This window comes from Actinospica robiniae DSM 44927, from assembly GCF_000504285.1.
Lineage (GTDB): Bacteria > Actinomycetota > Actinomycetes > Streptomycetales > Catenulisporaceae > Actinospica > Actinospica robiniae.
Map to the genome: position 1 here is coordinate 3,350,413 of NZ_KI632511.1, position 21,079 is coordinate 3,371,491.

Genomic DNA, 21,079 nt, shown 5'->3' on the forward strand with positions numbered 1-21,079 from the left:
GGTTCGGTCGGCTTGGCGCCGGTAGCCGGCCGCCGGGTCAGGACTCGCCGCGACGGCGCGTCGAACCGCCGAGAGCCGTGTCCGCGGCGGCATCTGACGGCGTGTGCGCTTCCGCCCCGTCCTGATCGAGGGTCGCGGCCCAGCTGGCGAGCAGCCGGAGGTTGTCGGCGGAGGGGCTGCCGGGCTCGGCGCTGTAGGCGATGATGGCCAGTCCGGTGTCGGCGGGCAGCTCCATGGCGTCGAAGTCGAGGGTGAGTTCGCCGACGACCGGGTGCTGCAGGCGCTTGACGCCGGTGCGGTGCAGGCGCACGTTGTGAGCGGCCCAGCGGGTGCGGAAGAGCTCGCTGCGGGTGGACAGCTCCCCGATGAGGTCTTGCAGGGACTTGTCGTAGGGGTCGCGGCCGGCTTCGGACCGCAGCATGGCCACGATGTCCGAGGCCATCGGCTCCCAGTCGAGGTAGAAGTCGCGGGCGGCCGGGTCGAGGAACATGAAACGCGCGAGGCTCGCCGGGCGATGGGAGTCGTCGAAAACCGGCGACATCAGGGCGCGCCCGAGCCGGTTGGCGGCCAGGATGTCGAGGCGGCGGTTGCGCACGTAGGCCGGGGCGGTGGCCATCGAGTCCAGCACGCGCTGGATCGAGGGACGCACCTGCGGCTTCGGCCCGCGCTTGGGCAGGCGGCCGGAGGCGTTGAGGGTGCGGGCCAGGTCGAGCAGGTGGGCATGCTCGGCCTCGTCGAGTTGGAGCGCCCGGGCGAGGGCCTCGAGGACGGAGTCGGACACGCCGCGGGCGTTGCCGCGCTCGAGCTTGACGTAATAATCGGCGCTTACCCCGGCCATCAGGGCCACCTCTTCGCGGCGCAGGCCGCTCACCCGCCGGGTCCCGCCGTAGACGGGCAGGCCGGCCTGCTCGGGCGTGATCCTCGCCCGGCGGGAGGCGAGGAAGTCGGCGAACTCGCGGCGTGCGTCCATACCTACCAAGGTACGTCCTCGGGGCAGCGCGATGGCCGGTCCAGGGGGGCTCTGCCGGTACCTGTCACAGCAGGAACCCCCTGGTGGCGGGCTTTCCCAGGGCGGAGATGGCAGGGTTGGGGACAGCGAGGGCAATCGGTGAACGAAAGATGAGGACCCCCATGCGCGCGACCCTGATCCACGGCGCCGGCGACATCCGCGTCGGCGAGGTGCCCGACCCCGTAATCCGCCGGCCGACCGACGCGCTGGTGCGGGTGCTGCGCTCGTGCATCTGCGGCAGCGACCTGTGGCCGTACGGCTCGAAGCCGCGGGTCGAGGGCGGCGACCGGATCGGGCACGAGTTCCTCGGCGTGATCGAGGAGGTCGGCTCGGAGGTCTCGGGCTTCGCCCGCGGCGACGTCGTGGTGGCGCCGTTCGTGTGGTCCGACGGCACCTGCGACTTCTGCCGGGAAGGCCTGCAGACGTCGTGCCGCCACGGCGGATCGTGGGGACGCGACGGCGTGGACGGCGGGCAGGGCGAGGCCGTGCGCGTTCCGCAGGCGCAGGGCACGCTGGTGAAGCTGCCGGTCGGCGAGGACACCGTGCTGCTCCCCTCGCTGCTGACGCTCTCGGATGTCTACCCCACCGGCTACCACTGCGCGAAGACCGCCGGGGTGAACGAGCGCACGACCGTCACCGTCATCGGCGACGGTGCGGTGGGGCTGTCCGCGGTGCTCTCGGCCAAGCTGCTCGGCGCCGAACGGATCATCCTGATGGGCCGGCACAAGGACCGCACCGACCTCGGCCGCGAGTTCGGCGCCACGGACGTGGTCGAGGAGCGCGGCGACGCAGCCATCGAGCGCGTCCGGGAGCTGACGGGCGGCGACGGCACGCACACCGTGCTCGAATGCGTCGGGCTGGAGCCGGCGTTGGACACCGCGTTCGGCGTCGTGCGGGCGGGCGGCACGATCAGCCGGGTCGGCGCGCCGCAGTACGAGAAGGTCGCCTTCGGGTTTCCCGGGTTCCTCCGGAACATCACCCTGACCGGCGGCGTCGCCCCGGCCCGCGCGTACATAGAGGAGCTGCTCCCGGCCATCCTGGACGGGAAGATCGAGCCCGGACGCGTCTTCGACCGCACGGTCAAGCTCGATGAAGTGCCCGACGGCTACCGCGCCATGGCCGACCGGGAAGCCCTCAAAGTCATGATCGTCCCGTGACGGCGTCCGCTCACAGTTCCCTGATCAGCAGCGACCCGCACCGGAAAACGGAAGGCTGAAAGAATGAAGCACATCACCCTCGGCACCCTGGACGTCGGGCGCATCGGCCTCGGCGCGATGACGATGGCGGGCTCCTACGGACGCGCCGACCTCGATGACGACGAGTCGATCCGCACCATCCACCGGGCGCTCGACCTGGGCGTCACCCTCGTCGACACCGCCGAGATCTACGGGCCCTACATCAACGAGGAACTCGTGGGCCGCGCCATCAAGGACCGGCGCGAGCAGGTCGTGCTCGCCACGAAGTTCGGCCTGGTCTCGCACGCCGGCGATGGGCCGCGGAACCTCGACTCGAGCCCGGCCAACATCCGCACCGCGGTGGAGGGCTCGCTCTCCCGGCTCGGCACCGACCACATCGACCTGTACTACCAGCACCGGGTCGACCCGAACACGCCGATCGAGGACGTCGTGAGCACCCTGGCCGAGCTCGTGGCCGAGGGCAAGATCCGCCACTACGGCCTGTCCGAGGCCGGTCCCGACACGATCCGCCGGGCCCACGCCGTGCACCCGGTCACAGCTCTGCAGTCCGAGTACTCCCTGTTCACCCGCGACCAGGAGCCGGTGATCCTTCCGCTGCTGCGCGAACTGGGCATCGGCTTCGTCGCCTACTCCCCGCTCGGGCGCGGCCTGCTCACCGGCGCGATCCGCACCCGGGACGACCTCGGCGCCGACGACTCGCGCCAGGACAACCCGCGCTTCTCCGAGGAGAACTTCGAGCACAACCGCCGGCTCGTCGACCGGGTCGAGGCCGTCGCCCGCGAGGCCGGCGCGACCCCCGCGCAGGTCGCCCTCGCCTGGCTGCTCGCCCAGGGCGACGACATCGCGCCGATCCCCGGCACCCGCCGGGTCGGCCGGATCGAGGAGAACGTCGCCGCCGACGCCCTCGAGCTGACGGCCGAGCAGATCGAGGGGCTCACCGCCCTCGGCGACCCCGCCGGAGCGCACCACAACGAGGCCCAGATGAAGATGATCGAACGCTGACGCTCGCACCTCCCGCCGCCCCGGTCCCGTGCCGGGGCGGTAGATTCTCCGCGTTTCTGTTTTTTCGCGGGGCCGTGGGCCGTCTCCTAGTCGTCCGAACGGAATCCGACAGGGAGCGACGGAGCAACGGTGTACGACAGGAATGCAGGCGGCGCGTCCGACGAGGCGGCCTTGGTCGTGGCGGCCCAGAACGGCGACCAAGCCGCGCTCGACGTGCTGGTGGACCGGTATCTCCCGCTGCTCTACAACATCGTGGGGCGCGCCCTGGACGGAAACCACGATGTCGACGACGTGGTCCAGGAGACGCTCTTCCGCGTCGTGGACCGGTTGCGCGAGCTACGCGACCCGGCCGCGTTCCGCTCCTGGACGGTCGCGATCGCGACGCGGCTGGTGCGCGACCGCTGGAGGTCCCGGCAGGCGCAGTCCGCCGGCTTCGAGCGGGACCCGGAAGCGCAGTTGGACGCCGCCGATCCAGGCGCCGACTTCGTGGACCTGACGATCCTTCGGCTCGCCCTCACCGACCAGCGCCGGGAAACCGCTCTGGCCACGCGATGGCTGGATGAGGACGATCGGGAGCTGCTGGCGCTGTGGTGGCTGGAGGCCGCGGGCGAGCTGACCCGCGCGGACCTCGTCGCGGCGCTGGGATTGAGCGCGGGCCACGTCTCGGTGCGCGTACAGCGGATGAAGGCGCAGCTGGAGACGGCCAGGACGGTCGTGCGGGCGATCCAGGCGGCGCCGTGGTGCCGGGAGTTCGACGCGCTGGCACGCCGCTGGGATGGGCGGCCTTCGTCGGCGTGGCGCAAATTGTTCGCCCGCCACATCCGCGACTGCGTGACGTGCGCCGTGCACCGCGAGGGCTTGGTGCCCGCGGAAAGGCTGCTCGCCGGGCTCAGCCTGGTTCCGGTTCCGATCCTGCTCGCGGCCCACTTCGCACGTGCCGCACACGCGCCCGCCGCCGCGCTGAAGCCCAAGCACCCGGCGTCACACAGTCGACGGGCCGTCAAGCACGGCCACCGCACCGCACGGCGCTTCGCGCTGCACGGCTCGGCAAAGGTGATCGCCGCCGTGGTGGTCGTCGCTGCTGTGGCGGGCACGGTCTACGCGGCCACGCGCTCCGCACCCGCCAACACCTCGGCGACGATCACCGTCACCAAGACAGCCAGCGCCGATCCGACCGTGGCCGCGACGCTCAGCGCGTCGCCCAGCGCGGCGAAGGCCTCCGCGTCGCCGACGACGTCGCCGAAAGCCAACGGCGACTGCGCGCGGGCGGCCGGAACCTCGCCGGTGGTGAAGACGACCACGATCACGGTCGGGGAATCAGTGACCGGCTACGGAGGCCAGTCCGACACCGAGCCGCTGCCCATGGCGATCGCGGCCACCCCGTCGGGCCGCTCCTGGCTGGCCTGGCTCGGCACGAACGGCAAGGTGTATCTGGGCAACCTCGACTGCGACGACCATCTGATCGGCACCCCCACCAGCTTCACCGGCATCGACCTCGAAGACGTCGCGGCCGACGCCAACGGCGGCGTGCTGCTGCTCACGCGCAAGGGCGACTGCCACACCGGCCCGCTGTGCGGCGGCACCTCCAGCCCGTGCAACACCATGTGGATGGTCCGCTTCGACAACTCCGGACACGAGGTCTGGGAGCAGCAGGTCACGAACCTGAGCAGCAGCCTGGGCGGATACGACAGCGGCGCGCGCTTCGTCTGGTGGTACCAGCACCACGGCCGGCTCGCCTCCAACGGCACCGACTACGCGGCGTACTTCGCCGACGCGATCACGGTGCAGAACGGCAGCTGCGTGGACATCCACGAAGGCGACCGGATGGAGGTGGTCGGCCCGACAGGCAGCCTTCTGTCCGGGCACGACAGTTTCGCACTCGGCTGCAGCCACAGCTGGGACACGCACATCGTCTGGGATCCGCGAGTAGGCCATTTCATTATGGTCTGCGCCACCGACAACGACTGCCGGATAGCACAGCCGGCCTACCGGACGGTCGCTTCGGGCACCTGTGACGGCACCCTGTTCGGCGGCGACGTCGTCCTGTCCAGTAACGCCGGGTACTGGGTCGCCTGGAGCCAGGGCGGCCACGCGCGCCTGGACCACTTCAGCACCGGCTCCGCCGACAAGGCCGTCACGACCTCCGCCGACACCAGCCATCCGCACCTGGTCAGCTACGGCAGCCGGATGCTGCTGGCCTGGGGATCCGGCTCGAAGATGGCCGCGCAGGTCTACAACGCCGGCACCGGCGCCGCCGTGGGCAGCCAGTTCACGATCAATGTGCGCGACCACGCGTACATGTCGTTCAAGCCGTTCCCGGACGGCAGCGCCGCCTACCCGGCCGCGGGCAGCACCAGTACTTCGATCGTGATCGCGCGCGTCATGCCGATGAGCTGAGGAGTACTCAGACTCGGCAGCAGATGTAGGTGCAGGCCTCGATTGAATCTCGTGTAGCCGTCGCCGAACTCTGCTGCAACCGCCGCCGCCGTCCACGCGTGTATATCTCAACGGGCATCACGGGGAGGCGGGGCGGTATGGGGAAGCACACTCATTTGAATACGTGGCGCACACGGCACACATGGCGCGCACGGCGCACAGGGCGGGGACTGCGGCTGATGGTGTTCCTGCTGGCGGCAGGGGCTTTGGTCGCTTCCTGCACGGCCGCTCCGCAGGCGCGGGTGGCGGCGACCGGTCGGGCGACGGCTCCTGCCGCATCCCCGCCCTCGTCGACCCCGCTGCCGCGGATCGTGCCCGATCCAGAACATGTCAGGGTCCTCAGCGCGGCGCTGAAACGTCTGGCGAACTCGTCCTCCGGGCGTCCGCCGGTGAAGAACGCGATCAAGCTCTCCGGTGTCGTCGGGTACGACGCCGGCAAGCTGTGGACCTCGGGCATCGACGGCAGCGGCACCACAGTCGCGGTCATCGAGGGGTGGGATGACCCGTCCCTCGCGCAGGTCACCCACGCCGTCGACAACGCCGTAGGGCTGCCGGATCCGGTCATCCAGACGATCTATCCGACCGGGCAGGGCCGGCTGCCCGCGCAGTGCCCGGCCGCGATGGTGGCGCTCGGCAGCTACGGGTCCTGCAGCGCCTGGGCAGGCGAGGCGGAGCTCGATGTCATATCCGTGCACGCCATCGCTCCCTACGCCAAGATCCTGGTGGTCGTCGCGCCGCCCGACAGCGAACGCGAGGACGACGCGGCGAGCCAGGTCGCGCCGCCGGAAATGATGCAAGCCCTCGAATACGTGGCCGAGCATCACCTCGCCGATGCCGTGTCCATAAGTGACGGGACAGGCGAGCTGACCTACAGTCACGGCACGGCGGAAGTCACCGCGCAGGACCCTGGGGAACTAGCGGCAGCGGCCGCCGGGATACCGGTCACGGTGGCCACCGGCGACTGCGGCGTCCTTCAAGCTCTGCCCGACTCGTCGCGGCAGTGCGGCGACCTCAGCCGCGCGCCGGAGACCGCCACCTGGGACGACTCTCCGTGGGTCACCGCGGTGGGCGGAAGCGTGCCGGACGTCTCGGCCGCGGGGGTGCGGCTCGGCCCCGGAGCCGTGTGGCCGAACGAGGGCGCCGGATCCTCGGCCATCTACGGCCGGCCCGCATACCAGGACGGCGTGGTGCCGGGCGCCAAGCGTCAGGTTCCTGACATAACCATGGACGCGATGGCCGGCACATCGCAGGCGGCGCCGCTGTTCGCGGGCGTGCTCGCGTTGGCCGCGCAGGTCAACGGCGGACCGGTGGGTCCGATCAATGACGCGCTCTACAGCGTCCTCGGCCCGCACGGCGCAGGCGACGGTGTTACCGACATCGTGACCGGGAGCAACAGCACGACGGAGCGGACAGGCTTACCGGCGCACCCCGGGTTCGACGAGGCGACGGGCTGGGGCACCGTCGACGCCGCCGCGCTCGTCCCGGCCCTGGTCACCGCCGTGCGCGCCCAGCGCGGCGCGGACGCGCCGAGCGCCAGAGCCGCCGCAGCGCTCACAGCACTCGAACACGGTGTGCATCTGGCCTCTGCCGACATAGCCGCCGGCACCACGTCGCAGCTGAGCGCCTCCGGGTTCCTCCCCGAGCATCCGGTCGACCTCCGAATAGACGGGCACACGGTCGCGACTCTCACCGCGGATGCGAAGGGGAACGTCGCCTACGGGCTGGATCCGGCGGCGTTGAAGCTCCCGGCCGGATCGCACACGCTCAGCCTGCGCAGCATGCTGATCACCGAGCAGGCGACGTTCTCCAGCCGCTGACCTAGCCGCCAGCGACCAGCCACTATCGCGATTTGATGATCGGCTGAGTGCTCGTGGGGCGTGGTGTCTTGTCGGGTCAGGGTGGGCGTCGTGCGCGGGCGGCCGCTTTACGCCGCCCGTTTTGTCTGACCACGCCCACCCGTTGCGTTGGCGGGGCTAGCTGCGGTTTCAAGCTTTCACCTCCGGCGCGGGCCTTCCCTCGGAGAGATTGCCGGGGTCTGTGGGGTGCTGGCGTTGGCGGGGCGGGCTGGGGTCCGGGGTGGTCGGGTGCCGGGGGCGTGCTCTCTCCTCGGCCGGCCACCAGAGGCAATCAGGAACCTGCCGGGAGCTCAAGCGGCGGCAGCTTCCGCTGATGGTGAATCATGCATCGCGCCGCTTGACCTCCCGGCAGAACCCTGATCGGGCTTCGCCTGCCCGACCGAGGAGAGAGCCCACCCCCTGAGGGGAACGCGCGAGCTGCGCTCAGGCCAAGTCCCATCCCGTGGCCCAGCCGCGCTCGATCCGGAAGAATCCTGCATTGCCGCTCTGGGCTGCTCTTTCTCTCTACTCGTTCAACGCCGCGGAACGCGCCCGAGTGCCCGGAAATCTCCCATATTTTTCTTTTCCGGCAAAGGCCGAATACGCGCCTTTTGTCGATGGTCGCGTCTAGCATGGAAGAGTACAGGGGTTGTCGGGGCTTGCGACGGGAGGGAGGTGGACGGGGTGGGGCCGAAAGTGGCGCAGGATTTCCCCTCGGCATGCGACAGCGCCACACGACCCGAGCACGGCGCCTTCACGCGGATCGAGGTTCGGGATGCTCGGATCAGGGCGATGCAGAATCCTTCCGCATCGAACGCGGCCGGCCTGCGGGATCCGGCAGCGAGATCTGGAATCGAGGCCGACCACACCAAGGCGATGCACGATTCAGCAGCAAGCGCGACCGGAGCACCGACCCCATCGCACGGATCAAGGATCGGGATGCTCGCATCACGATGATGCAGAATCCTCCCGCACCGAGCGCGACCGGGCCACGGGCCGGGACCCAGCCCGAGCGCAGCTCACACCGCTCCCTCAGGGGGCGGGCTCTCTCCTCGGTCGGGCAGGCGAAGCCCGATCAGGGTTCTGTCGGGAGGTCAAGCGGCGCGATGCAAGATCGAGCATGAGCGGAAATCTCCGCCGCTTGAGCTCCCGGCAGGTTCCTGGTTGCCTCCGGGGACCGACCGAGGAGAGAGCGCGCCCCCGCAACCTCACCATCCCGAACCTCAGCCCGCCCCGCCACGCCAGCACCCACGAAGCCCCGGCAATCTCTCTGAGAGAAGGGCCCCCGCCGGAGGCGAAAGCTTGAAACCCCAGCCCACCCCGCCAACGCAACGGGTGGGTGGGTGGGCAGACAAAACGGGCGACGCGAAGCGGCCGCCCACAGCCTGACGACCACACCGCCCCGACAAGCCACCACATCCCACCAACACTCAGTCGATCATCAAATCGCTCTAATCACTAGAAGGGAGCGAAGGTCAGGGGGTTCTTGGGCACGAGGGTCTGCGAGATCGCCGCGGCAACGTTCTCGCTGGGGTTGACGACGTCGGGCGAGGTGGTGGGCGAGGACGTCGTGGTCACCGCGATCGTCAGTCGCTCGGACGGCAGGTACGCCATAACCGCGGCGTAGCCGGTGAAAGAAGGGTTCTGGAAGACCCAGCCGTTGACCACGATCGAACCCAGGCCGAAGTGCGCAGCCTTGGTCTGCGGGATGCAGATGTCGACCGGGCACTCGCCGCCCGGTGTGTACGGCCGAGGGGTGCCGAGCCCTACCGTGCCGGGGTCGAGCAGGGTCTGATACCCGTGCGGGGTGAGCGTGCGGCCCGAGCCGACACCCGCGCCCGCTCGGGCCAGATCGCAGAGGTCCATGGTGATCACCGCGCCCGGGGCCGTCGTCCAGGAGGGGTTCCAGAAGGTCGAGTCCTCGTAGACACCGCGACCCGTGGTGAAGGCGTGCAGCACGGGGGTGGGGATGTCGGGCGTGTAGCTGTTCGATGTCGCACGCAGTCCGAAGGCGCGGTAGATGCGCTGCTTCAGCAGCTGGTCGAGACTGGTGTGGGTGATCCGCGCCAGCGCGGCGCCCAGCAGGACGTAGTTGGCGTGCGAGTAGCTGAAATTCTTGCCCGGCGGATAAAGCAGATCCTTCGGGTCGGCGATGGAGACCAGCTCCTGGGGCGTCCATTGCTTGAACGGGTGCGCCAGCAGGTCAGCGCGGAAGCCGGCGTTCTTGACGTAGTCCTGGATGCCGCTGGTGGCCTCGCCGAGCATCCTGAGGGTGATCTCACCGGCATGCGGCACCTCGGGCAGCCAGCGCGAGATCGGGTCGTCGAGGCTGACGCGCCCCTCGTCGACCAACTGCATCAGCATCACGTTCATGAAGGCAATGCCCACCGAGCCCGCGCGGAAGCGCATGTCCGGGCGGGCCGGGACACCGGTCATGGACGGCCCGACCGCGCCGGTCCACACGTCGTGTCCATCCTGCGTCACCCGTGCCACGACCGCCCGCAGCTTCAGGTCGCGCCGAAGCTTCTCGACGGCGTCGAGCACGGCCCGAGCGCGAGCGCCGCCCGTGTTCGGGGAGGCGACGCAGTTTCCGGAGCTTCGGCCTGCGGGCCGGGAGGCAGAAACGACGTGGCTGCCGGCGGCGGCGTGCGCAGGGCTCTCCGCGAGCAGCGGAGTGGATGCGAGGGCAAGGGCGGCGCAGAGCAGCGCGGTTCTCCTACGAGGCATGCGACCTAGATTGCGCAGGCCGCTCTCGCGCCTCGGCGCAGGACACTCCCATGATCACCCCGACGGCGGATAGCCGCCGCGTCCATCCACGCGGACGTAGCGGGGACCTCGACTCTCGGCGCTTGCACCGGACCCGGCAGTGGTAGCCAGCATCGGGCGCCGAGCGTGGCAGCCGACGTCGAGCGCCGAGCGTGGCAACTGGTACCGGACCCGAGCCGCAGCAGCCGGCACCGGGCGCTAGACGGGGGCAGCCGACACCGAACCCCAGCCCCGACAGCGGCGGTAGCGGACAGCGGCGGCAGCAGCAGCAGCAGCTGCAGCAGCCAGCAGTCATCGGAAAGCAGACGGCACCCGCGTTGCCCGAGTTCGGCACGGCCGCGCCGCGGCCGGTACGGTAACGCGCCATGGGACTGCTACCACTCGTCTTCACTACCGGCTGGGCTTCGGGCGTCAACGCCTATGGCGTCGTGTTGGCGATGGGGCTGCTCGGGCGGCTGGGCTTGGTGCACGGGGCCCCGCCGCAGCTCCAGCACACTCCCGTCCTGGCGGCCGCCGCGGTGATGTTCGCCCTCGAATTCATCGCCGACAAGATCCCGTACGTCGACTCGGCCTGGGACGCCCTGCACACGGTGATCCGCCCGCCGCTCGGCGCCCTCGTCGCCGGGCTGATCGGCCACGACGCGGCCGCCAACGGCAGCGCGCTGAACACCACCCTCGCGGCGGTCGTCGGCGGCGGAACGGCACTGGCCAGCCATGTGATCAAGGCGACGCTGCGGCTGGCGGTGAACACCAGCCCGGAGCCGTTCAGCAACATCCTGATCTCGCTGGCCGAGGACCTGGCCGCGATCCTGCTGATCGTCCTCGCACTCGCGCACCCTTGGATCGCCGCCACGATCGCGGCCGTGCTCTTGGCCGCAGGGACTGTGACTGCGATCGCAGCCTTCAAGCTAGTCCGGCGCGGCTGGCGGAAGTTCCGCGAACGCCGCCGAGGCGGGACCCGAGCCGGCGGCCCCGGCGCCATCGGCAATGCGACCGCCTAGGCTGGAGGACCAAGCCGGGCGAACCGCGTAAGCGGCCGACCCAGCCGCCCGACCCCTCAGCCGGCCCGCTGCCAAGCCGGCGGGCACGTGAATCAGGCCACTGAGCAGGGTTCGGCGAAAGCCGAAGCGCGAGGCGCAAGACCGCCGTAATGGCAGCGGCCTGATCGCTGACAATAAGCTTTCTGATGCCACCTCCGCGACGCGATACGCGGTGCGTGCAACTCGCCGAAAACCCGTCGTGGCCACGGTTCCCGGTGCGCTATCGTCGGGGCAACGCGTCCGCGGGATCGGGCGTGGAGCGGGGTGGATGACCATCGGTTGCCCTTTGTGGCAGAAGACGCCGGTGCCCGTCGTGCACACACCCGCTTCGTTCCCGGTCACGCGGCCGCGGCATTCGACAACTGAATATCGTTCACGCAGGCGGCGGTCGGGTCGAGGGTCGTCGGTTATCTGAGATGGTGAGGTCGCGGGTTCGAGCCCCGCTCGCCGGGCTTGCCCCGGCGGTAGCTCAGCCAGGCAGAGCACGCCAATACCCGGCGGCCGCAACCACATCCGCCCCCGCCTGCGTGCTCGCTTTCCCGAGCGGGTCGAAGGCTGTTGCTTATTTTAACCGACAGGTTATCGCGGGTTCGAATCCCGTCCGCTGCCCCCGGCAGCGGTGGCCGAGTGGTCGATGGCGAAACGCAGTGGCCCGCAAACATATCCGCTCACCCCTCGCTCCCCCGCTTCATCCACATCCGCCCTCGCGGCGGGTCGAGTTTTGTCTGGAGTGTAAGAAGAAATGTCCCGCGATCCGCTCGCGGCCGTCGACGCGGTACGCACTCCGCAGTCGCAGCCGATCCCCGGCCGTGAGGCCGAGATGGTCCGCAACCACGCCGGCGGTTACACGTTCGCGAAGGACCTGTGGCGCGAGCTGGAGGATTTCCTCATTCTCGGCACGGCCGGCGGAACCTACTACGTCGGCGAGCAGGCGCACACCCTGCAGAACGTGCGGGTCGTCGACGACGCGGTCGCGGCCGACGGTGGGCGTGCTGTGGCCCTGGCCGTGGACGTCTCGACCGGCCGGCCTGCGCGTGCGCCGCGCAACCATCCGGCGCTGTTCCTGCTCGCGACCGCGATCACGCGCGGGGATCTGGAGACTCGGCGCGCCGCCCGGGTCGCGCTGCCGAAGGTCGCGCGCACCACCTTTCATCAGGCGATCTTCTTCGGATACTGGAAGGCGCTGCACGGCAAGCCGAGCAGGGGTGGCACCGCACCGAAGACGGGCCGCGTGGTGCGCGGCGCGCTCGGCGACCTGCTCACCTCGCAGCCGCCGGACCGAGTGGCGTTCCAGGCGTGCAAGGCCGCCGCCCGAAAGACGCCGCAGGGTGAGTCGTTCTCTCTGCGCGACGTGCTGCGAATCGGTCACCCGAAGGCGGAGTCGCCCGAGCGCCGGGCGCTGTTCGGGTGGATCACCGGCAACGTGGGCGAGGACGAGGCGCGGCAGCTGCTGCCGTCGGTGGACGCGTTCCTGACCGCGAAGGCAGTCGCCTCGCCCGCCGAGGCGGTCGACGTGGTGACGCGGCGGGGCGTGCCGTGGGAGTTCCTGCCCGACGCCGTGCTGACCGAGCCGGAGGTGTGGGACGCGCTCATCGACACGGTCGGGATGACCGCGCTGATCCGCAACCTCGCCCGGATGACCCGGATCGGGACGTTGACGCCGATGGGTGAGGCGACCCGCCGCGCCGCGGCGCGCCTGACCGACCGCAACGCCCTCGCGGCCGGCCGGATCCACCCGCTCGACGTGTACCTCGCGCTGCGCGTCTACGGCTCGGGTGTCTCGCGACCGAACTCGAAGGTACCCGCGCAGAAGTGGACCCCGGTGCCGGAGATCAAGGACTCACTCGAGGAGGCGTTCGACCTGTCGTTCGGCCACGTCGAGCCTTCGAACAAGCGTCTGCTGATCGCCGTGGACTCATCGGGTTCGATGACGTTCAGGTCGATGATGGCGTCGGGTTCGCCGCTGGGCACGACGTACCAGGTGGCGTGCACGATGGCGACCATCCTCGCCCGGATCGAGCGCGGCAACGCGTACGTGATCGATGTCGACACCGCGGTGCACGCGTCACGGATCACGCCGCGCACGAATCTGCGGGAGATCGATGCGTGGCAGCCGTCCGGTGGCGGAACGGACCTGTCGCTGCCGTTCTCGTACGCGCAGGAGCAGCGTCTCGAGGTCGACGGCGTGCTCGTCCTGACGGACAACGAGACCTGGGCCGGCCGCACGCACGCGTCGCAGGCACTCACGGCCTACCGGTCGGAGCTCAACCCGGCCGCACGGTGCGTGGTGGCGTCGCTGTCGGCTGCCGGTCACTCGATCGCGGACCCGCGCGACGAAGGCGTGCTGCAGATCGCCGGCTTCGATGCCACGCTCCCCCAGGTCGTGACGGGCTTCCTGCGCTAGCCGCGCCGAGCGGGAGGCAGGAGGCGCGCGCGTGAACGAGTCGAATAGTCGCCAGGCCGGGCGGCACAATGGGGCGATGGACCGTGAACCCACCCGGTATAACGGAAAGCCGGACACCGTGCTGGCGCTCGTGCTCGACTGCGTGGACCTGGACCGCACGGCAGCGTTCTGGCGCAGCGCGCTCGGCTATGTCAGCGATGCCGATGCGGGCGAGGCGGAGGATGGCGGGGGTGGCGAGACGGCGCGCTACCACCGTCTGCTGCCAGCCGACGGAAGGGGCGTCGAACTGCTGCTCCAGCGGGTCGACGAGCCCAAGCTCGGCAAGAACCGGATGCACGTCGACCTGCGCCACCGCGATCTCGGCGCGGAGACCGCGCGGCTGCTTGCCGCCGGCGCCCGGCACACGACGGGCGAGATGCTGCGCGAGGACGGGTGGTGCTGGTACGTCCTCGAAGATCCGGAGGGCAACGAGTTCTGCGTGCTCCAGCCTCCGGAAGAAATGTTTGAGGCCTGATAGAGACCCGGATGCCGAGAGCGCGACGACTCTCGGCATCCGGGTGCCGATATGTCAGGTTTCGGGTTACTGCGCGTAGACGGCGAACTCGGCTACCTGCGCGCCGTTCTGCACGCTGTTCGCCGTGAAGCTCAGCTCCACATACCGGTCTGACGTGCCGTGCGGCAGGCTGATCGTCACCTCGTCACCCGTTGAGGGGTTGAAGGTGTAGGTCGCCGAGCCGACGAGCGTCGTCCAGGTGCTGTTATTCGTGCTGCCGAGGACGGAGAGCGTCTGGGTACGCGCGCCCCAACCCGAGGGCAGGTCGAGGACGACGTGGCCGAGTGTCTGGGCTGCGCCGAGGTCCACGGTGAGCGTCGTCGGCCAGGCGCCGTCGGTGCCTTCCCAGTAAGTGCCCGCGCTTCCGTCGACGGCGCTTGAGGCCGCGTAGTAGCTCGACCAGGTGCTGCTCGCGGTCGCGGACTTGTTCAACGCCAGGTCCGGGTTCGGCTGGCCCATCACCTGGAGCTCCCCGACCTGAGCGCCGTTCTGGACGTTGTTCGCGGTGAGACTCAGCTCCACGTACCGGTCCGAGGCACCGGACGGCAGGCTGATCGTCACCGCGTCGCCCGTCGACGGGTTGAAGGTGTAAGTCGCGGAACCGACGAGCGTCGTCCACGTATTGTCATCCGTGCTGCCGAGGACGGAGAGCGTCTGGGTACGTGTACCCCAGCCCGAAGGCAGGTCGAGGACGACCGAGCTGATCGAGTCGGTGGCGCCCAGGTCCACGGCGAGGGTCGCCGGCCAGGCTCCATCCGTGCTCTCCCAGTAGGTGGCAGCGTTTCCGTCGACCGCGTTCGTCGCCGGGAACCCCGACGTCGCGCTGCTCGCGGTGATCGGCTGGCTCAGAGCCAGATTCACCGGCGCCGCAGTGCCTCCGGTGCCCGTGCCGGACAAAGCCACCGTCAGGGTGCTGTTAGTGGCGTTGCTCGTGACGGTCACGGCTCCGCTCGCCGCGCCGTTGGCGGTGGGCGTGAAGGTCACGCTCACCGCGCAGCCGGCACCTGCGGCAAGCGAGGTGCCGCAGGTGTTCGTCTGGGCGAAGACGCCGCCGGCCGCGATGGCGGAGATGGACGCCGCTGCTGTGCCGGTGTTGTGGATGGTCACGCTCTGGGCCGCGCTGGTCGAGCCAACGTTCTCGTTCCCGAAGGAGAGCGAGGACGGTGAGGCCGTGAGCGAGGCGCTGGAGCCGGACGAACCGGAGCCGGGGAAGATCTCGAACTCGGCCAGCTGCGCTGCGGTCCATCCGGTGTTGGCAGTGAAGGACAGCTGCAGGTACTGCTCGTTCGTCCCGGACGGAAGGTTGAAGCTGACGGTGTTTCCGGTAGACGGGTCGAAGGTGTAGGCGGCCGAGGGCACCAGCGTGCTGTAGCTGCTGCCGTTGGTGGAGCCGAGGACCGAGAGCGTCTCGTTGCGCGTCGTCCACGAGCTCGACGGCGGCAGTTCGAGGGTGACCGAGCCGAGCGCCGTCGCGGATCCCAGGTTCGCGGTCAGCGTCTGCGGGTAGGCCGCGCCGTCCGCGCTCTCCCAGTACGTGCTGGTGTCGCCGTCGTTCGCGTTGCCTGCGGCGTACCCGGAGGCCGAGGCGCCGGCCGACAGGGTGGCTGACGCGGCCAGGTTGGTGCTCGCGGTGACGCCGGTGCCGTTGAGGGTGGCCCCGATCGGTGTGGAGGTGGCGCTGTTCGCCACGGCTAGTTCGCCGCTCTGCACTCCGCCGCTGGTCGGCGCGAAGGTGACCGAGGCCGTGCAGGATGCGCCGGCTGCCAGCACGCTGCCGCAGGTGTTGGTCTGCTTGAACGCGCCGCTTGCGGTGACGGAGGAGATCGCCAGGGCCGACGATCCCGGGTTGGTGATGGTGACGGTCTGCGCCGCGCTGGTCGAACCCGAACTCACGTAACCGAAGGTCAGGCTGGTCGGGCTGATCGTCGGCGGGGTGGTGACGGTGTTGCCGCCGGTGCTGCCGATCAGCTGCACGGTGACCGGACCGGGCTGGCTGCTCGGGATCGTGAGCGTCCCGGTGGTGATGCCGGAAGCCGGGGCGGTGAAGGAGACATCGACCATGCAGTAGGAGTTCGTGTCGGAGACCGCGGCGGCGTCCAGGCTCGATCCGCACGGGTTGGTCGAGTCCTTCGACACGGTGAATCCGCTGCTCGAGGTGATCGTGCCGAGGGTGGTCGCGGCGCTGGAGGTGTTCATGACCGCGATCCGCTGGGTGGCGGACGCCTGCCCGACGCTCGCTCCCGAGAAGGTGGTCACGCCGGGATATGCCCACACCGCGCTGGAAGTCGGCATCTGGCAGACCGAGCCGCTGAGTCCGGAGTTGCCGCTGCCCTGGCTGAGCGTGAATCCGCTGCCGCAGCTGAAGATCCCGGCGACGCCCACGCCGGTGGCCGTCGTTCCGGAGACCGTCGCCGAGCCGGGCGCCTGGTCCTGGAAGACGAAGGTGCCGACGTTCGTGACGGTGTTGTTCGTGAAGACCACGCCGTTCACGCTGTTGCCGCTGCTCGGCGCGTCGAGCGTCGCAGAGCCCGAGTACGCGTTGGAGTTCTGGAACATGAACGCCTCGTATGGGCTGTCCTTGATCGTGTTGCCCGTGATGTCGATCGTCGCGTTGATGCTCCCCTCCTTCGGATAGATCCAGATCGCGCCGGTGCCGTAGTCCCAGCCCGGGTCGAACTGGCCGGTGCGCAGGAACTCGTTGCCGCTGACGGTGAGGGTGCCGGAGAACGCGACGGAACCGTAGTTCTGCGAGATCTCCATGCCGCCGCCGAACTGCACGGTGTCCTGCAGGAGGTTGTTCGTGATCTGATCGCCGGATCCGCCGCCGTAGACGCCGAGGTTGTTCGCCAGCCCCGGCGAGTCGACGGTGTTCTGGGCGACGGTGTCGCCGGTGTTCGCCGCGGCGGCCGACCACAGCGCGATGCCGTCGTCGCCGGAGTTGCGGACGAAGTTGTTCTGGATCGTCGAGCCGGTCACGGCGCCGTCGAGGGCGTAGAGGTTCATCCCGTCGGCGGTCAGATCCTGGAAGCGGCTGTTCTCGACGGTCAGGCCGTTGGCCGGCCCGATGTCGTAGACACCTGATTTTTCGTTCTGGACCCACACGTCGTTGATCGTCGAGCTCGAGAAGCCGCCTTGGAACGCGGTGTAGTCAGAGCTCGAGTTCTCCCGGTCGGAGACCTGCCCGAAGACCGACAGGTTCGAGATGCTCACGTTCGTGCTGGCCGGGTTCTCGTTTCCGGCGAACTCGACGTTGGATCCGGTGAGCGTGGTGTACCACTCCCCCGCCCCCTCGATCGTCACGTTGTCCACGCTCAGCGGGGAGCCGACTTTATACGTGCCCTGCGGAAGGTAGAGCCCCTTGCCGGCCGCGGATGCCGCGTTGATCGCGGACTGGAGGGCGCTGGTGGAGTCGTTCACGCCGGTCGGATCCGCGTTGTACGGCGAGGCGGTCGCGCTGAGATAGCCGGTGGGCTGGGCGATCGCGGCGGCGACGGTCTCGAAGTCGGCGGTGTTGATCGCGTACCAGGGGGCGTTGTCCCCGGCATCGACCTGCAGCTTGACGACCGTACCCTGCGGGAGAGTCGACGAGAACTGATAACGCACGTCGTCGTAGAAGTCGTGCGGCACCTCGGAGCCGGTGTTCCCGCCGCCCGGCACACCGACGCTCGGCGTATTCGAGTACGGATACGCGCCGTACAGCCAGGAGTAGTCGGAGGTGAGGGAGAGCGCGGTGGCCAGAGTGCCGTCGACGTAGAGGTCGAGCGGCTGGGTCATGCCGCCGCCGGTCGCGGAGTCGGGGATGGCGTAGTGGAGGTCCACCGCGTTCGCGGCGGAGGTGAGGGTGAACGAGACGTACTTTCCGCTGCCGATCAGCTCGACGGCCTGCCGGCCGGTCGCCTCGGACTGGAGCGAGCCGTACTGGTAGTCGACCGGCAGGACCGTGCCGTTGGTGGCGGCTTGGGTCGCGGCGAGGTACTCGGTGAAGGGAGTGGAGGCGCCGGGGGTGGTGGTGGCCGCGTGCGCGGCGCTCGCCCCGGCAAGGGCGTAGACCGGGGCCGCGAGCAGCGTCGCGGCCACGGTCGCCAGGAGCCGGAACCGGCTCCTGGCGCGTGGGTTCGTCATAGCGTTCGCCTTCTGATCATCGTTGATCACGGATGGGCTGCGCGATGGATGGTGCGTTGGTGGTGCCATGGGTGGTGCCATGGGTGGGGTGCTGCGCGGCCGGACTCAGCCGAAGATCTCGAACTCCGAGATCTGGGCGGCCTGCCAGCCGGTGTTGCCGGTGACGGAGATCTGCAGGTACTGCTCCTGGGTGGTGGCGGGCAGCGGGATCGTCACCGTGTTCTGGGTGCTCGGGTCGAAGGTGTAGTCGGCCGACGGCACGAGCGTGGTGTAGGTGGTTGCGTCCTGCGAGCCGAGGACGGTGATGGTCTGCGTGCGGGCGCCCCAGTTCGACGGGAGCGTCAGCACGATCGAGCCGGTCGGCTGGATCGCGCCGAGGTCGGCGGTCAGCGTCGCCGGCCAGTCAGTGCCGTCCTGGCTCTCCCAGTACGAGCCGTCGTTGCCGTCGTTCGCGTTGGAGGCGGGGAAGTACTGCAGCGCGCTGCTCGAGCTGAGCGTCGCGGTGAGCGCCAGGTTTTCCGGCGGCGCCACGCCTCCGTCGCCGCCGATGGCGTCCGTGTCGCCGAAGAGCTGCACCGTCTTCGAGCCCTGACTGCTGGCGACCTTCAGCGAGCCCTGAGTCACACCCGTCCGAGCGGCGGTGAAGGAGACATCGACGATGCACCACGAGTTCGCGTCGGTCACCGAAGCGGCGTCGAGGCTCGTGCCGCACGGGTGCTGCGGATCGGCAGCGACCGTGAAGCCGGCCGACGGAGTGATCGCGCCGAGCTTGGTCGCGGTGCTCGAGGTGTTGGCGATCGCCACGCGCTGCACCGGCGAGGCCTGCCCGACCACGGCCGCCTCGAAGGTGGTCGTGCCGGGGTAGACCCACAGCGGGCTCTGCTTCGGCATGCCGCAGGTGGTCGAGCTCCAGCCGATGTCGCCCGGCCCGCGGGTGATCGCTAGACCAGAGTCGCAGTTGTAGACCCCTGCGTCACCGACGCCGGTCGCGACGGTGCCCGCGACGTAGACCGAGCCGGGCGCCCGTGCCTGGAGCACGAACGTGCCGACGTTACGGACGATGTTCCCGACCAGGTTCGCGCCCGAGATGCTGTAGTCGGTGCCGTCGGCGTGCTGGAACTGGAAGGCCTCGTACGGACTGTCGAGGATCTCGTTGCCGACGACGTTCACCGTGGAGGCCATGCTCGCGTCGTTCGCCTCGAACAGCACCGCGCCGGAACCGTAGTCCCAGCCCGGATCGAACTGGCCGGCGCGCTCGAGCCGGTTGCCGAGCACGTTGAGCGTGCCGGACATGGGCACGGAGCTGAAGCGCTGCTCGACGCCGATGCCGGCGCCGAACTGGACCGTGTCCTGCAGCAGGTTCCCGGCGACGAGGTCGCCGGAGCCGCCGCCGTACACGCCGATGTTGTTGGCCAGACCAGGCGAATCGACGGTGTTGTGCACGACCTGGTCGTCGGTGTCCGCATAGTTCTGCGACCACAGGGCGATGCCGTCGTCGCCGGTGTTGCGCAGGAAGTTGTTCGCCACCACGGTGTCCGTGACCGCGCCCGCATAGGAGTCGAGGTTGATGCCGTCGGCGGTGGTGTCCTGGATGCGCAGCCGCTCGAGCTTCAGGTTCGTGCTCGGGCCGGAGATCCAGACGCCGACCTTCTCGTTCTGGATCCACACATCGTGGATCGAGGAGTTGCTGAAGCCGCCGTTGAACGCGGTGACCTGCGTGTCGCTGTCGTTGCGCGCGTCGATGTTCCCGAACATGGCGAGGTCGGAGACCTCGACGTTCGTGCTCGCAGGGTTCTGACTCCCGTTGAATTCGACGTTGGTGCCGGTCAGCACGGTGTACCACTCACCGGCACCGAGAACCTTGACGTTGTCGACGTTCAACGGAGCACTGATCTTGTAAGTGCCCTGCGGCAGGTACACGCCCTCGCCGGCCGCGGAGGCCGTGTCGATGGCGTTCTGCAGTGCCGCGGTGACGTCCGACGCGCCGGTGGCGTCGACGTTATACGGAGCCTGCGTCACGTCGATGTAGCCGGTCCGCGGCCGGGCGATCGGGGCGGCGACGGTCTCGAAGTCGGCGGTGTTGATCACGTACCACGGCGCGTCGTCGCCGGCGTCGACGCGCAGGGTCACCACCGTCCCGGCCGGGAGGGTGGAGGCGAACTGGTAGCGCACGTCGTTGTAGTAGTCGTGCGGGACCTCGCCGTCCGGCTGGGCGACGAAGGGCGAGTTCGTGTACGGATAGCGGCCGTAGAGCCAGGAGAACTCAGAGGTCAGCGACAGCGCAGTGGTCTGCTTGCCGTTGACGTACAGGCTCAGCGGAGCGTTGATGCCGCCGCCCTGGAGCGAATCAGGAATCGCATAGTGGAAGTCCACCGCGTTCGCGGCGTGGGTCAGGGTGAACGAGACGTACTTGCCCTGCCCGACGAGCTGCACGGCCTGACGGCCGGTGGCCTCGGCCTGGAGCGAGCCGTACTGGTAGTCCGGCGCCAGCACGGTGCCGTTGGTGCGCACGTTCGACCCGGTCGCAGCGTCGTACTCGGTGAACGGGACGGAAGCGCCGGCCTGCGAAACGGGAAACGCGGAGGACGAGGGGGTGGAGGACGGCGACGCGGCCAGGGCCGGGCCGGCCGCCGACAGCGGGATGAGCAGCGGGGCCGCGAAGGCGCAGAGGCGGCGTAAGCCTCGACGTCCGGGATGAGCTTGGTTCATCAAAGCA

The 21,079-nt window shown here is 69.5% G+C and carries 11 protein-coding genes; 7 read left to right on the top strand and 4 right to left on the bottom strand.

All coding sequences use genetic code 11. The annotated features are described in order from the left end of the window. Positions 1-37: 37 nt before the first annotated feature. Positions 38-970 (bottom strand): helix-turn-helix transcriptional regulator, encoded by a 933-nt coding sequence (locus tag ACTRO_RS14300; protein WP_051450823.1) that lies wholly within the window; start codon positions 968-970, stop codon positions 38-40. A gap of 161 nt (positions 971-1,131) precedes the next feature. Here ACTRO_RS14300 and ACTRO_RS14305 point away from each other — a divergent pair, with 161 nt between their 5' ends. The 4 genes from ACTRO_RS14305 (at position 1,132) to ACTRO_RS14320 (ending at position 7,460) form a co-directional block, all read left to right on the top strand. Beyond that, positions 1,132-2,166, top strand: a complete 1,035-nt coding sequence (locus tag ACTRO_RS14305; RefSeq protein ID WP_034263577.1) for a zinc-dependent alcohol dehydrogenase family protein — start codon at positions 1,132-1,134, stop codon at positions 2,164-2,166. 63 nt (positions 2,167-2,229) lie between these two features. After that, complete coding sequence (locus ACTRO_RS14310) at positions 2,230-3,207, top strand: aldo/keto reductase (protein WP_034263578.1); 978 nt, start codon at positions 2,230-2,232, stop codon at positions 3,205-3,207. Between the two features lie 129 nt (positions 3,208-3,336). Then, entirely contained in the window at positions 3,337-5,604 is a 2,268-nt protein-coding gene (locus ACTRO_RS45665; protein ID WP_084316257.1) for an RNA polymerase sigma factor, read from the top strand. Between the two features lie 218 nt (positions 5,605-5,822). Further along, entirely contained in the window at positions 5,823-7,460 is a 1,638-nt protein-coding gene (locus tag ACTRO_RS14320; RefSeq protein ID WP_169739895.1) for a S53 family peptidase, read from the top strand. A gap of 1,476 nt (positions 7,461-8,936) precedes the next feature. Here ACTRO_RS14320 and ACTRO_RS14325 read toward each other — a convergent pair. Further along, on the bottom strand, positions 8,937-10,205 hold the full coding sequence (locus ACTRO_RS14325) for a serine hydrolase domain-containing protein (RefSeq protein WP_034263579.1): 1,269 nt from the start codon (positions 10,203-10,205) through the stop codon (positions 8,937-8,939). A 404-nt stretch (positions 10,206-10,609) separates the two neighbouring features. Here ACTRO_RS14325 and ACTRO_RS14330 point away from each other — a divergent pair, with 404 nt between their 5' ends. The 3 genes from ACTRO_RS14330 to ACTRO_RS14340 all read left to right on the top strand — a co-directional run bounded on the left by ACTRO_RS14330 (position 10,610) and on the right by ACTRO_RS14340 (position 14,202). Beyond that, on the top strand, positions 10,610-11,245 hold the full coding sequence (locus tag ACTRO_RS14330) for a DUF4126 domain-containing protein (RefSeq protein ID WP_034263580.1): 636 nt from the start codon (positions 10,610-10,612) through the stop codon (positions 11,243-11,245). Positions 11,246-12,026: 781 nt separating this feature from the next. Continuing rightward, complete coding sequence (locus ACTRO_RS14335) at positions 12,027-13,688, top strand: TROVE domain-containing protein (RefSeq protein ID WP_034263581.1); 1,662 nt, start codon at positions 12,027-12,029, stop codon at positions 13,686-13,688. Between the two features lie 76 nt (positions 13,689-13,764). Continuing rightward, the gene (locus tag ACTRO_RS14340; protein WP_051450825.1) at positions 13,765-14,202 is read left to right on the top strand and encodes a VOC family protein; all 438 of its coding nucleotides are present in this window, start codon (positions 13,765-13,767) and stop codon (positions 14,200-14,202) included. A gap of 66 nt (positions 14,203-14,268) precedes the next feature. Here ACTRO_RS14340 and ACTRO_RS14345 read toward each other — a convergent pair whose 3' ends face one another. Both ACTRO_RS14345 and ACTRO_RS14350 read right to left on the bottom strand, forming a co-directional pair. Beyond that, positions 14,269-18,363: a discoidin domain-containing protein gene (locus tag ACTRO_RS14345; protein ID WP_051450826.1), complete on the bottom strand. Its 4,095-nt coding sequence runs from the start codon at positions 18,361-18,363 to the stop codon at positions 14,269-14,271. Between the two features lie 105 nt (positions 18,364-18,468). Beyond that, entirely contained in the window at positions 18,469-21,072 is a 2,604-nt protein-coding gene (locus tag ACTRO_RS14350; protein ID WP_051450827.1) for a discoidin domain-containing protein, read from the bottom strand. Positions 21,073-21,079: the final 7 nt, after the last annotated feature.

Bases quoted from the DNA above. Each gene is read 5' to 3' on its own strand.
- ACTRO_RS14335 (WP_034263581.1), top strand. From the start codon at position 12,027: ATGTCCCGCGATCCGCTCGCGGCCGTCGACGCGGTACGCACTCCGCAG.
- ACTRO_RS14310 (WP_034263578.1), top strand. From the start codon at position 2,230: ATGAAGCACATCACCCTCGGCACCCTGGACGTCGGGCGCATCGGCCTC.
- ACTRO_RS14325 (WP_034263579.1), bottom strand. From the start codon at position 10,205: ATGCCTCGTAGGAGAACCGCGCTGCTCTGCGCCGCCCTTGCCCTCGCA.
- ACTRO_RS14330 (WP_034263580.1), top strand. From the start codon at position 10,610: ATGGGACTGCTACCACTCGTCTTCACTACCGGCTGGGCTTCGGGCGTC.
- ACTRO_RS14305 (WP_034263577.1), top strand. From the start codon at position 1,132: ATGCGCGCGACCCTGATCCACGGCGCCGGCGACATCCGCGTCGGCGAG.
- ACTRO_RS14300 (WP_051450823.1), bottom strand. From the start codon at position 970: ATGGACGCACGCCGCGAGTTCGCCGACTTCCTCGCCTCCCGCCGGGCG.
- ACTRO_RS14350 (WP_051450827.1), bottom strand. From the start codon at position 21,072: ATGAACCAAGCTCATCCCGGACGTCGAGGCTTACGCCGCCTCTGCGCC.
- ACTRO_RS14345 (WP_051450826.1), bottom strand. From the start codon at position 18,363: ATGACGAACCCACGCGCCAGGAGCCGGTTCCGGCTCCTGGCGACCGTG.
- ACTRO_RS14340 (WP_051450825.1), top strand. From the start codon at position 13,765: ATGGACCGTGAACCCACCCGGTATAACGGAAAGCCGGACACCGTGCTG.
- ACTRO_RS14320 (WP_169739895.1), top strand. From the start codon at position 5,823: ATGGTGTTCCTGCTGGCGGCAGGGGCTTTGGTCGCTTCCTGCACGGCC.